The sequence below is a fragment of the Halomonas cupida genome (assembly GCF_900142755.1).
In the GTDB taxonomy this organism is placed as follows: domain Bacteria; phylum Pseudomonadota; class Gammaproteobacteria; order Pseudomonadales; family Halomonadaceae; genus Halomonas; species Halomonas cupida.
The window spans coordinates 207,956-220,977 of sequence record NZ_FRCA01000001.1; the positions used below are offsets into that span (position 1 = coordinate 207,956).

A 13,022-nucleotide genomic window follows, 5' to 3' on the forward strand; every position below is an offset into this window, starting at 1 on the left:
ATGGAGAGTGCAGTATCTGCAGAGCCATTGCTGACATCGCTGAGCCGACGAGAGGGCTCGGCGCTGTATTGCTTGATCGACCCGGGTAACGCACCTGATCGAGTGTTGACCAGGGAGCAGAGGGAAGATTGTGGTGTTATCCGCAATCCCTTTTTTGATGACCCACTGGCAAAGCGCTTGTACCTCCAGCCTGTAGCGAAGGTTGACGATGACCTGCTGGCATTGGTCAAGCGTGAGCATCGTGCCTTGCCGCCCAGAAGGACTCAGCCCGTGGCATTCTGTGGCTGGATTTCAACTCGGGAAGACATTCGCACGGTGGCGGCCTACATGGAAAAGCAACTCACCGTGGTGAGTCCGCAAGGCAAGGCCTGTCTATTCCGGTTTCATGATCCGCGGGTGCTGGAGCGTCTGGAAGATATTCTAGAGCCCTGGCAGCTCTCGCGCTTGCTGGGGCCGGTCGACAGCTGGTGGTACTTCGACCACCAGAAGCGCCTGAGGGAACTATCACCCCATGGCGAACGACGTGGGCTGGGTCGCCTGAATCTGAGAGAAGCTCAATGGCAGGCCATCAAACGGATCGCTGATATCAATCATATCCTCGAGTTGTGGAACTCAATGGGCATCGAGAATGGGTATATCGCATCACCGGCGGATATTGATCAACTGATGGTCACCGCTGAAGGCTATGGTCTTCATGAATATGATGATGTCTCCCTTTTTGCTGTTCATGGTCTACTGACGGGTATCGAGTTTCATCAGCACCCAAGGATTCGGCAGCTTCTCAGGTCAATGAGTGCTGGGCGAGATTACTCGATGGTGACAGAGTGTCTGGAAGATGATGATTGGGAACGGATTGCCAGGGAATGCAGGGAGAACACTCATGTCCGACACCTATAAGAATGCGCGCGAACAGGTAAGAGCTCAGAGAAACTCAAGGAGAGCTGGCTCGAAGTGCCCTCTCTGCGAGAGAAAGGGATTGCCGATACTTCCTGTTCGGCTGGCCGTCTGTGAACGAACGGACCTGAACAGCGCGATCCCCGAGGTTCCGCCATCACGGGTCCAGGAGTTGACCGGGGTAACGCTCGACAAGTCTCTGGTAGATGGAGAGAAGCAGTCCAGGACACTCTCCGAGAATGTGCGGAAATATTACTCGGATGCCACGGGAAGCAGTGTCACCAAGTATGTGCTTCGCCAGCTCAGACCCGGTTATCTCTATATCCTGGATGACTCTGCCACCGAGCCTTTCAACTGGTTCGCCTATGTCGTAACGCCAGATGGAATGTTCTATCAGTTCAGCATCAATGGTACTCCCCCTGCACCGGAGGAGGCACAGTTTGATTGTGGTGGTGCGCCTGAGGAAGAGAAAAGCCACAAGGCGTTGAATGCTTCTCTGGTTGCACTTCCCACGGTTGAGAATGAAGGCAAGCTCTATTTCGCTTTCACCGAGCACCCCTGGTCTCAGGGGCACTTGAACAAAATTCGTAACACATCGCAGGTTCGAGACCAGGTCATGCAGGAAATCGACCTTAAACAATGGCTGGACAACCAGGAGGTTCCCTACGCCTTTGGAGTGGATGATCTCTCCATGGTGGCGGAGTATAGCGATGGGGCTTCCGGAATGGAGCATGAGTTCTGGCCGACGCAGCCAGAACGCCGACTGTTCAGTCGTGAGGATATCAGCACTGCCATGGATCACCGCTTGTCGAAAGCCGATGATCGGTATCAGGGGCGGGGATTGATACTGGTGGTCAAGGACGAGCTGGGCGTCATCGAGGAACTGAACGCTTACCGACAGCAACCGCTGGAGCTCATGCAGGAGTTTCTCGGTGAGGATGGCTCCGATAACCGACGTCAGTTGACGGTCATGCATGCCGTCGAGGCCTTCAAGGAGAACTTCAGAAACACCTATCTGGATAGCACGGCTCTTGCGGAAGATGAGACGGAATACCTGGAAAACCAGGACGCAGCCTATGATGCAGGGCTGTCCAGCATAGAGGCTCGAATCAGCGATGCGCGTGCCAATGGCGATGAGAATGCGCTGCTTCGACATCAGAGGGACAAGGAACAGTATATCGAGATATTTGGATGGCGGAACAATGCTCTCCAGAGGAATACACAGTCCCGTATGGCACAGGCCGATAACAAGTTGGCTGATTTTTCACAAGAGATGAGTGACCACTACGACGAAGCGAGATTGTCACTTTTTCAAAATGGTACCCCGAGTGATGACTGGGGTGGCTACAACGGCCGAGTGGAAATCATCCAGCAGTTGGTGACGGCTCTGGACGAAGACTACAGCTTCTGGGTTCTGGAGCATCTCAGCACTGCCGCAAAACGTTATAGCCAGGAAGACGCGGATTATTATTATGGCCTTGGACTCAGTGGCCTTGTTGCCAGCGCGTTGTCGGGGGGCATCTATTCTTCTGCGAGTGTGTACTTGTGGTCGGAGTTGGCGAAAGACCTGGATACTGAGTCATCACCCATTGGTCGTGCTCTTTTCGGCAATATGAACAACCTGCGCAACCGTGCCCTGCAGGACTGTAATTCCTTGAGTGGCTGGGGGTATTTCGATGAAGCCAGGCTCAAGGAGTGGCGGAGCGAATTCATGTCGCTGCGCTCCAGAGTGGAAAATGTGGCAGCCGAGACACTGGAGGAGCGTTATCAGGAAGCGGTTTCATCACTGATTGAAATATTGGGCGGGTCGTTCTCGGCACTGGCCATGGGTGAGACAGCGCTGGAGGTGATGAAGGCCACCGCGGAAGGAGATGGTGTGTCAGCAGGGGCTCGCGAGCACGGTATGACAGCGCTGCCGTCTCTTGTCCGCTATCTACAGCTGGTAACGATGGGACAGGCGGACATGTTCGAGGACAGTGCAGAACTGCCGATCATGGAGCGACTGCACTTGAAGAAGAAGGACTACTACGCATGGCTGCAGAGTCTTCCCCAGCAGATTGACACGGTTCGCCGCGGTCACCCCAGAAGCCAGGACAGTGGGGCTATGCACTACCCGGAAGGATCGGGAGGAAACTTCTCACTCGACACGCTTGATGGTGATGGCACTCTGGAGATCGTCGTACCGGTCTCGATGTCACTGGGCTTCCTGAATATCAATACCGGCACTTCTGATGGCGCGAGTCACGATGATCAAAACAAGAGCGCGGATATTGCCCGGTCAAGCCTGAAGACGGCAGGTGACGTGTTGGATGCAATGCAGGTTCACGCTGCCACGGCGAAAAGCCTTGTGACCATCAGTGCTGTCATTGCTCTCAGCCAGGAGTTCACCAAGACCGGGGAAAACAGAGACAACCTCAAGATATTTGGCGCGTTTGTCGCCTTTGTGGGAGCCGCTATGGGCCTCACCGAAGCGATAGTCAAGCGGAGAAACCAGGCGGTTGTCAGTAGCGGTGGCACGCCGTGGGGCCTCACCAGTCATCGACGTTGGGTCATTTCTGCTAAAGCTGCCAAGTACACAGGTGTCTTTTTCTCCCTGTACGATACCGGCAACAAGCTTTCTGCTGCAGAAACCGCCAGAAAGCGAGGCGTTCCTGTTGAAATAACCGGGAATTATATACAAGCCACGTTTTCCGGCATTGGTATCGTTGCAGGCCTTGTAGCTGGTTGGCAGGGAGTAGTGCTCGGGCTAGCATTGGCTCTGCTGGCTGGATACTTTGCCAGCGCATACAAGGCCCTGGTGCCTCTAGCATGCAGTACCTGGCTGGATCGGTGCTTTCTGCGGCGGGTGCTCGATAACTCGGGAAGGGGATGGGGACAGATTGATCCTTTCGAGGACGCCAACCACGAGATGAGCTCTCTGGATATGGTCTTCAGAGGCGTGACGGTTGATCTGTTGTGGGGGAACACCACGATCAAGCAGGAAACCGAGCGCGACAGTGGCGAGGACGACATCGCTGTTCTCCCGCATATGCGTGCCGGAACGGGCACGTCCAGTATTGCCAGCGGCTACCCGGCTATTGCCATCCAGGAAGAACTGGCCGGTGCGGTTGAAGGAAAGAAGATCAAGATTGAAGTCACCGTACCGGACTTGGATGAAATGGAATTAATGATTAGGCTTAGAAGTGGCGAAGATGAAATGAGCGCTGAGCTTTTTGAATATGTTTATAAAAAAGATTTGGCTGGAGAGCTTGTGCCGAGAGAAGACTCTGCGATAGTTGCGGAAAGTGTGATGGGAGAAGTTTCAAAAGGTGAAGGGTTGTATAAAATTTCTTTGGAGAAGGATTACCAAAACTCTGTGGTTTATGAGGCTGTGAGCTTGGATGTGAGTTTTAATAATGGAAGAGGTGGGGTTAATCAAAAGCGAGATACTTTCACCTTGAGGTTTTGAATATGAATAAAAGGTATGCGATTTTTCTGGTTTTCATCCCCTTGCTCTTTGTTCTTGTAGGGTGCGAAGAAAGAAAAGGTAGTGACTCATCTTCTGGTAATGGAGAAGTTTTTGTTGAGATGAGTTCTGAAGGTCGGGTGTATAACTCTGACCCAGATGCCTTGATATATGAAGATGTTTATGGGGGGTTGCCGATAGACGCGGTGGAGGAGGATGTGGATAAGGAGGATCCTTATGCTATATATCTTCTTGGCGTTCTTTATTTCAAGGGAAGCTCTCGGCATGGTCTGGAGGTTGATCATGTAGAAGGCAGGAAGTTGTTGGAGAAGGCTTGGGCGATGGGGGTCGTTGATGCTGGGTATTCGTTGTATCAAATTTATGGGAAAGGGATTGGTGTCGAGAGAAATATTGATTTAGCAGTGGCTTATCTTAATGAGTCTGCAGAGATGGGCTACATAGAATCACAGGTAGCACTAGCAAAAGATTACTTTGGACGAGGCGAAGTCGACTACCTTGATACGGACTATCAGCAGGCGAAGGTGTGGTATACGAAAGCTGCATCGCAGGGTGATGGTGAGTCAGGAACTGCTCTGGCATATATGTACAGGAAAGGCCTCGGGGGAGACGCAGACGAAAATCTTGCCTTTGAGTGGATGTCGAGTGTTGAGAACATGCCGTACGATGGCTATACATTCAGCTTCGGTGGATTGGCTATGTATTATGAAGAAGGTATCGGTACTGACATAGACCTTGTTCAAGCATATAAATACCGGGACCTGATGGGGACTGCGGGAATCCCTGATAAGGAACGTTTGTCCGAGCAGATGACCCCGGAACAGATTCAGGAAGCTATTCGGTTATCAGGCGAGTGGCAGCGAGAACACAATATCTCCATGCCCAATTCGGAAGGCTATCAGTATAGATAGAAGGCCTGGTTTTCTGAAGCTAAAGCCTGCCATCGTCAAGGTGTCAGTAATCCACGGTGGTGGGCAGTCAGGTGCGCTGAATATGCGCATTAATCATTACCCGCCTGTGTGCGACTATCTTCGCCTCCAGCACCGCTGCCGTCGCTGGATATGGTGTTCAGAGGCGTGACGGTTGATCTGTTGTGGGGGAACACCACGATCAAGCAGGAAACCGAGAGCGACAAGAGCGAAGATGACATCGCTGTTCTCCCGCATATGCGTGCTGGAACGGGTACGTCCAGTATTGCCAGCGGCTACCCGGCAATCGCCATCCAGGAAGAACTGGCCGGTGCGGTTGAAGGAAAGAAAATCAAGATTGAAGTTACCGTGCCGGATTTGGATGAGATGGAAGTGACGTTGAACTTGAGGGTTGAAGGCAGTTTTGCTGAAGATCACCTGTTTGGTTACGGTTATGTGAAATATGACCAAGGAGAAGACCTAAAGCCTTCGCCGAACGGGACGTTGGATAAAAGCGAAATGGGTGAAGTTTTCACGGTTGGTGGTGGATATAAGATTTCACTGGAGAAGTCTTATGAAGCTAGTAGAGTTTCAACAGGAGTTTCTTTGGAAGTCGTTTTTGTCGACAATTCTGGTGCTGGTAAAACTAGAAGTGATGAATTTGTTGTGAGGTTTTGATGATGGTTGTTTTTTCGTTTCCCAAACTTCTGGTTTTTATGCTCCTCATGATGTTCCTGGTTTCTGGGTGTAAGGGTGAGGATGAGGCGTCTGCAAAAGAAAGTGGTGCGGTAGAGTTTGTTGGTATGGAAGTGGATGGTAGAGTTTATAATCCTGACCCCTATGCTTCTTTATATGGAGATGTTTATGGTGATTCTCCGATAGATTCGGTTGTCGATGATTTGAGAGATAATGACCCTTATGCAACCTACCTGATGGGGGTTCTATATTATAACGACTATCCTGAGTATGGAATAAAGCGTGATCTTGAAAAAGGGAGAGAGCTGTTGGAAGAGGCTTGGCGGATGGGGGTTATTGATGCCGGGTACTCCCTTTATGAAGTGTATGGTTCGGGAAATGGGGTTGGTGAAAGCCGCAGCGTAGCATTGGAATATCTTATATCGTCAGCGGAAATGGGATATGTAAAGTCACAGGTTGCGTTAGCAGAGGATTACTTCGGGAGAGGAGAAAACGACTATCTTGAAACGGATTATAGGTTGTCTAAAGAGTGGTATGAAAAAGCGGCAGAACTAGGTGATAAAGAATCTGGGGTTGCCTTGGCAAAAATTTATTATGAAGGGTATGGCGTTCCAGTCAATTATAATGCTGCCTTTGAGTGGATGAAACGAGCCGAAAATATGCCGTATGGCAGTGCCACTTTTGGGTTTGGTACTTTGGCAAAGTGTTACGAAGAAGGTATTGGTACGACTATAAGTCTAGTTCAGGCTTATAAGTATTACGATCTTCGAGGCACCGCCGGAATCCCCGATAAGGAACGTTTGTCCGAACAGATGACTCCAGAACAGATTCAGGAAGCTATTCGGTTATCAGGTGAGTGGCAGCGAGAGCACAATATCTCCATGCCCAATTCGGAAGGCTATCAGTATAGGTAAAGTAGACAGCCTTGAGCTAGTATCCATCATCACTGGGATGTGTCGTTGCTTAGCGGTGATGGGCTGGGCGAGGTTGTTCAAGACCCTGCGTCAGATGGAGCGTCATGGGTTGATATGGCCGTCCAGGCGATTCGGAAAATGTATCGCTATTGTTTTGTGCTTCTCTAATGAGGTATTTTCTCCACAATGTGGGTGGAAATCTTTTATGATAAGGAATGTCATGTCATACCAAAGTAAGCTGGAAGCCGCTCATCAGGAGCTTAAAGAAAAAGGTGTATGGAAGTTTACGTATGACCCTCCGATTCTTCGGATATGCAGGGGATTAGGGATTAAGGTGATTCCCTTTCATTATCAGGGCTTTGTTAAGAATGCTATTATTTATTTCTTTATTATGCTTGTCATAGCCACTTGCTTCGGAATTGCTGCTGGACTTCATGTGAGTTGGGGAGCGTCGTTTTTCACCAGAATGATGCTTGTCGAGGGTGCCGTTGGTGGCATCCTTTCGGCGTCTTTTTATTATATTCGCAAAAAGCAATTGTCACTTACGGATTGGGATGATCTTCCGTAGGCAATTCAACGGTTAGCGATGTTCTGAAAAAGCCGTCGAGCAGGATGAGGCGCCATTCATGCTGTTCGTGCAGCATCCTGCCTGGTGGTTTCTCGGAGCATCTCCATAGCCAGAAGCAAAACTTGTTGCTGAACCCCGAGGGTGCCTTGGGCGCCCTCGGGTTGAGATGTCACCCTCAATGCGCGTCAGGTGAGTTCTCCAGTTTGCGGGTGACATCTCCTGGCGAGCTGAGCGGGTATATCTCGTCACTTACATTTTCGGCAGCCGATGACTTTGCAGAGGCAGTAGCTCATAGGAAAAATAACATATTACTTGCTTCCGCGTATTTTTCTAGGTTCTCTGCCAATGTGGGTATTGCTGTACTTGGCTCGGCGGTGGGATTGGCTTCTTCCGCATCCTATTTAGCCAAGCTTGCCGAGTACGGGAAAAACCAGTTGATGAGAAAACTGGCATCGCTACTGCTGCCATTGGCACGTACCTTGGCCACAGCCACCATTCGCGGAGTATTGGTCAGCAGTGCGCTGGTCATCGGCTATGCGGTTGCCTCCTGGGCAGCAGTAATTCTCAGTATTGGACTATGGTTTTTCAGCGATGATGGCCTTCAGGAGTGGTGCAAACGTTGCGTGTTCTCAAAGGAAGATAATCCGGACTATTATGATGATTATGCCGATGAGACCGGTGCTTTTTATCAAGCTCTTCAGGATGTGAACTGATGTATTTCAATGATTGGCTGCTGCACCGCACCCTGACTGCCAGCAAGAAGGATATTACCGGTTTCGAGGGAGATATGAAGGCCTTCGAGAAGGAGGCCATGAAATATGGCGAGCAATACCGAGGGTTCCAGTCGCGTAGTATCAGCGATGAGCCTTCCGATGCCCGTTCCATCTATAGAATGAATGACACCTATATGGATGTTAGGACATTCTTTGATGAATGGCGGGGAGGTGTTCTTGTAGGGTTGTCGCCCTTGTTGTTAGGTGTTGTTGGCTTTCCAATAAGCTTTTTGATACCCCTGTTAGACGTTTTTATTCATGGGGTGTGGCCTAATACTGGAGAGAAAGCGACAGCGGCAGATTATATCGGCACTATAGGGATGTGGGGCCTTTGGATTATCATGGTAGTGGCATTCAGGTACTTGTTTAAAATATTCCGCCTTGAATGCTTGGTCCAACGCCATATCGTCGTCCGCTTCAATCGCAAGACCCGCAAGGTGTATATCAACCGGCCCAATTTTGCCGGTGGCAACAAGGTCTACCACTGGGATGATGTAGTGGCCTCTGTCGACCCTGACGATATGGTGGTCACGAAGAAGCGTAAGCGCGAGATTCTGATGTTGTTCTTCTTCAAGCAACGTACCGGTGCCGAGCATCATGATGCGGTGTTCCTCGGCGCGCCTCTGCGTAGTGAGCATGAGCTTTATGCGTTGTGGGAGTACATTCGTCGCTATATGGAGGAAGGTCCGGAGAGCATCCCCAAACCCCGATGCATCCCCAGCTTTCCCTGGCCGTGGCGTTCGCTGCTGGCCCCCTGGAGCTTTATCGAGAACCGCTGGGCGCGTAATCCCTGGAGCCTGAAGATGATAGCGCTGGTGATTGTGTTGTCACCGGTCATGTTGCTCCATGCCACTGCGCACTGGTGCTCGCTGCTGCTGTGCTGGCCGGTGTACTGGCCCGGCGATCTGCGCCGCGAGAGCAAGGCCTCCAACCCCGTTTGACGACAGTCGAAGCTCGGCAGATCAACTTCTCAAGAACTGGGCCCCACGGGGCCCAGTTCTTTTACAGGGTCTGTGCTTCTGCCAACTGAGCATTGGCTCCTGCTGCTGTTCGCCCCTGCCCGATGCCTCCGAAGCCAACTCGACCGCTATGGTCTGCGTAGCTTTTGGCTTACCTCTACGACGCTGTGGCCGCTGGTTCTGGGCCTGTCTGGGTATGAAAAAGGGCAGTCCTGCAATGATTCATGTGGGATGCGTCTGTAGGTGTTGTAGGCCGTTTCCTACAACCTGTGGAAATTGATCTGGATCAATTTCTCATCGTGGATACATGAATATCCTTCGCTTCGCTAACCCAAGGGGCAGTCGGGTATGAAACCTGGTCGCCGACATTGGGCCGAGTTTCATGATTCCTGGCTGGAGGCTGTGATTACCAGTCATGAAAACTGCATTACCACGCTAGTCCATTACTGAGAAAATCATATGAAAACGTCTACCAAGTTGTTTATGGCTTCCTGCTGCGCCCTGATTTCCAGCAGCGCCCTGGCTGTCGATGGCACCATCGATATTACCGGTACTGTTACCGACTCTTCCTGCACCATCGCGCTTGATGGCGGCGCTGCCAGTGGCAGTGTAGTACTGCCAACCGTGTCAGCGACATCACTGGCCTCTGAGGGTACCGTAGCCGGTGCTACGCCCTTTACCTTCAACCTTTCCGGATGTCCGACAACCGGTGCGACACGTGCTTTCTTCGAGTCGACCAATGTCGACCAGAGCACAGGCTTCCTGGCCAATAACTCTGCCACTCCGGCAGGTAACGTCCAGGTGCAGGTTGCCGATGTCAATGGTACTGCCATTGATCTGCGTGACCAGACCAACAATCCCTTCGTCAGCTTCGATGCCTCCGGCAACGCCAACCTGACCTACAACGCTCAGTATGTTGCTGTCGGCGGCGGTGCAACTGCTGGTGAAGTGGAAACTCAGCTGGTTTATACCCTGGAGTACAACTAAGCAGGACGCCCTCCCGTAGCTGCCAGGGAAGGCAGCTATTCCCCTGAGTGCAGGATGCCTTTCGATCGACTGAGAGACCGTAGTGTCTCGTTATGACTCCCGCTGGTGTGTTCTTGTGTCTTTTCCTGGAAAGCGGGTGTCTCCCTTGAGGTGCTGTGACAATGCCGGTTATTACTGGTTATATCGCTTTTCTGGGCAATATTACTGAACACTGTTCGCTGGCGGGTGCCGGAGAGCGGGAGCGATCCTCTCGCGAGACGTCTGGTCGTGAAAAGTGGCTCCGCTTTCGGGGCGAGACACAACTGCGCAAGGTGCTGGTAGCGACAGCTCTATTGTCGTTGGTCATCAGCCCTGCATCTTTCGCTCAGGATGCGCCAGTCGTTGAATTCGACTCCCGGTTTCTGCGGGGCAACGGCAGTAATGTCGATGTGGCTCATTTCGAGCGCGCCAACCTGTTGACGGAAGGGCAGTATCGGCTGTCGGTATGGCTGAACGAGAAAGAGGTCTTCGATCAGGAAGCGCAGGTCGTTACCGGCCCCGATGACGAACCCGTACTGTGTTTCAGCGAAACCGCCGTGCAGCAATGGGGCGTCAAGTTTGATGCGATTCCGGATCAGTCGCTGCTCGAGCAGCAGAAGCAACAGCAGTGTCTGAATGTCGAGGCTCTGATCCCGGAAGCAACAGTTGCCATTGATACCTCTGCTCTGCGTGCGGATGTCACCATTCCGCAGGCGTATCTCGGTCAGGTGAAGCGCGGCTATATCTCGCCGACGGACTGGGACAACGGTATTACCGCGGGCTTCGTGGGCTACACCGCCAACGCCTTCAATTCACGCCCGGATACGGGCGACAGTTCCACTCGCTACAACGTCAATCTGGCGGCGGGTTTCAATCTCGGCGCCTGGCGGCTACGGCACAATGCCAATGTGCAGGGCGGCGATGAAAGTGGCTATGAAGCCATCAATACCTACGCTCAGCATGATGTAGTGCCGTTGAAGGCACAGTTCACGGCGGGCGAATACTTCACTCCTGCGGACCAGTTCGACAGCGTGCCCTTTGTCGGTGTTCAACTGGCCAGTGATGATCAGATGCTGCCCGAATCCGAGCGTGGTTTTGCGCCGGTGGTTCGCGGTGTCGCCAATACCAACGCGGTGGTCACGGTGCGGCAGTCCGATACCGTGATCTACGAGACCTCGGTGCCCCCCGGTGAGTTTGTCATCAATGATCTGTACGCCACCAGCTATGCCGGTGATCTAGAGGTAACGGTCACCGAAGCCGATGGCAGTGAGCGCCGCTTTACTGTTCCCTTCTCGTCGGTGGTGCAGTTGCTGAGGCCTGGCGCCTCGCGTTTCAGTGCTACCCTGGGACAATACCGTGACAGCGAAGAGGGGTATGGCCCGGCCTTTGGCCAGATCACCTATCGTCGCGGTATCAGCAACTTCATGACCATGTATGGTGGTGCCACTCTGGCGGAGCGCTACGGCTCGGCGGTGGTCGGGGCCGCGGTCGCGACTCCCATTGGTGCGTTGAGTACCGATGCCACAGTGTCACGGGCCCAGGACGTTCGGGTTGAATCGGGCGATCGGGAAACCCTGTCCGGCGAGAGTTATCGGGTCAGCTACAGCAAGAAACTGGATACCAGTGATACCAACCTGTCACTCGCCGCCTATCGTTTCTCCAGTGAGGAATATCTGGGCTTCTCTGATTACGCGCAGCTCGAGGCTCGTGACGAGAGCTTTGATCGCATCACCCGCGAACAGAACCGCTTCCAGGTGAGCATCAGTCAGCCGCTGGGACAATACGGCAATCTGGGTGTCAGCGGTATTTCCAGGTCCTACTGGGACGAGCGTGAAGACACCACGACTTATCAGGTCAACTACAGTCGTGGCTTCAATTGGGGAAGCCTGTCGCTGTCCGCCAGCCGGGACCTCTCCGACGATAATGACGCTGACACTCGTTATCTGGCCACGTTCAGCTTCCCGATTGGCCAGGGGGCTCGGCGGCCGAGGGTTTCGGTCAGCAGCAGCTTCGAGGACTCGGACAACTATCAACTGCGCAGCAGCCTGAGCGGTGTGATGGGCGAGCGTGACCAGGGCAGCTACCAGGTCTACGCGACCCATACCACGACCGTGGGTGAGAGCTCCGGGGATTACGGCGGCAGCCTGCAGTGGAATACGCCGGTGACGGCCCTTGGCGCCAGTGCCAGTGTGTCCGATACCTCCAGCCAGTACTCGGCTTCCATGAGCGGTACGGTCCTAGCGCACTCCGATGGGGTGGTGTTCAGCCCCGAGCGTGGCGAGACCATGGCGCTGATCAAGGCGGAAGGCGCCGGTGGGGCGGCATTGAGGTCCTCGCGGGGCACCGTTGTCAACGACAAGGGATATGCGCTGGCCGCGACCCTGACGCCGTATCGCTATAACAATCTGAGCCTCGATACCAGCAATCTCGATGCCAGTATTGAGCTGAGTGCCACCGGCCAGCAGGTAGTACCGACCCGTGGTGCCGTCGTCGCGGTGGAATATCCGACAGATACCGGGATGCCACTGTTGATTCATGTCACCAACAGCCAGGACATTCCCTTTGCCTCGTCGGTGATCGATCCCCAGACCGGGAATATGGTCACCATGGTGGGGCAGGGAGGATTGGTCTACGTCCGTGGGCAGTACAGTGTGCTGGACGTGGATCTGGGGTCAGACGCCAGCTGCCAGATTCAGTTGCCGGATATCGAATCGCTGCCGGTGGATGAGCGGGGCTATCGCAGTATCGATCTACCCTGCTCCGGTGCCGGGCAACTACACTCGATAGCAGGTTCATGAGTATCGCCAGTTCCGCGGCGCCTGGCGCTGCGGACGGCTCAATG

At 53.0% G+C, this 13,022-nt stretch carries 10 protein-coding genes; all 10 read left to right on the plus strand.

Annotation, left to right across the window (positions count from 1 at the left end):
• Positions 1–897 (plus strand): DUF4123 domain-containing protein, encoded by an 897-nt coding sequence (locus BUE38_RS00835; protein WP_073433139.1) that lies wholly within the window; start codon positions 1–3, stop codon positions 895–897.
• On the plus strand, positions 881–4,342 hold the full coding sequence (locus BUE38_RS00840) for a T6SS effector BTH_I2691 family protein (protein WP_073433140.1): 3,462 nt from the start codon (positions 881–883) through the stop codon (positions 4,340–4,342). Before BUE38_RS00835 ends, BUE38_RS00840 begins: the two co-directional genes overlap by 17 nt.
• Before the next feature lie 2 nt (positions 4,343–4,344).
• Positions 4,345–5,268 carry a tetratricopeptide repeat protein gene (locus BUE38_RS00845; protein WP_073433141.1) on the plus strand — a complete coding sequence of 308 codons (924 nt, stop codon included), beginning with the start codon at positions 4,345–4,347 and terminating at the stop codon, positions 5,266–5,268.
• Positions 5,269–5,433: 165 nt separating this feature from the next.
• Complete coding sequence (locus BUE38_RS00850) at positions 5,434–5,943, plus strand: hypothetical protein (protein WP_143166158.1); 510 nt, start codon at positions 5,434–5,436, stop codon at positions 5,941–5,943.
• The gene (locus BUE38_RS00855; RefSeq protein ID WP_073433143.1) at positions 5,943–6,875 is read left to right on the plus strand and encodes a tetratricopeptide repeat protein; all 933 of its coding nucleotides are present in this window, start codon (positions 5,943–5,945) and stop codon (positions 6,873–6,875) included. Before BUE38_RS00850 ends, BUE38_RS00855 begins: the two co-directional genes overlap by 1 nt.
• Before the next feature lie 220 nt (positions 6,876–7,095).
• Positions 7,096–7,443: a DUF6404 family protein gene (locus BUE38_RS00860; protein WP_073433144.1), complete on the plus strand. Its 348-nt coding sequence runs from the start codon at positions 7,096–7,098 to the stop codon at positions 7,441–7,443.
• A gap of 203 nt (positions 7,444–7,646) precedes the next feature.
• On the plus strand, positions 7,647–8,156 hold the full coding sequence (locus tag BUE38_RS22285; RefSeq protein WP_143166159.1) for a hypothetical protein: 510 nt from the start codon (positions 7,647–7,649) through the stop codon (positions 8,154–8,156).
• Positions 8,156–9,157, plus strand: coding sequence for a DUF6708 domain-containing protein (locus BUE38_RS00870; protein WP_234986723.1), 1,002 nt, complete (start codon positions 8,156–8,158; stop codon positions 9,155–9,157). The genes BUE38_RS22285 and BUE38_RS00870 overlap by 1 nt, the downstream gene beginning before the upstream one ends.
• Before the next feature lie 477 nt (positions 9,158–9,634).
• Positions 9,635–10,162, plus strand: coding sequence for a fimbrial protein (locus BUE38_RS00875; RefSeq protein ID WP_073433146.1), 528 nt, complete (start codon positions 9,635–9,637; stop codon positions 10,160–10,162).
• Between the two features lie 161 nt (positions 10,163–10,323).
• Positions 10,324–12,978, plus strand: a complete 2,655-nt coding sequence (locus tag BUE38_RS00880; RefSeq protein ID WP_084541642.1) for a fimbria/pilus outer membrane usher protein — start codon at positions 10,324–10,326, stop codon at positions 12,976–12,978.
• Positions 12,979–13,022: the final 44 nt, after the last annotated feature.

Coding starts and splice junctions, on each gene's coding strand:
- BUE38_RS00870 (WP_234986723.1), top strand. CDS start 8,156: ATGTATTTCAATGATTGGCTGCTGCACCGCACCCTGACTGCCAGCAAG.
- BUE38_RS00855 (WP_073433143.1), top strand. CDS start 5,943: ATGATGGTTGTTTTTTCGTTTCCCAAACTTCTGGTTTTTATGCTCCTC.
- BUE38_RS00845 (WP_073433141.1), top strand. CDS start 4,345: ATGAATAAAAGGTATGCGATTTTTCTGGTTTTCATCCCCTTGCTCTTT.
- BUE38_RS00835 (WP_073433139.1), top strand. CDS start 1: ATGGAGAGTGCAGTATCTGCAGAGCCATTGCTGACATCGCTGAGCCGA.
- BUE38_RS00875 (WP_073433146.1), top strand. CDS start 9,635: ATGAAAACGTCTACCAAGTTGTTTATGGCTTCCTGCTGCGCCCTGATT.
- BUE38_RS00860 (WP_073433144.1), top strand. CDS start 7,096: ATGTCATACCAAAGTAAGCTGGAAGCCGCTCATCAGGAGCTTAAAGAA.
- BUE38_RS00880 (WP_084541642.1), top strand. CDS start 10,324: ATGCCGGTTATTACTGGTTATATCGCTTTTCTGGGCAATATTACTGAA.
- BUE38_RS00840 (WP_073433140.1), top strand. CDS start 881: ATGTCCGACACCTATAAGAATGCGCGCGAACAGGTAAGAGCTCAGAGA.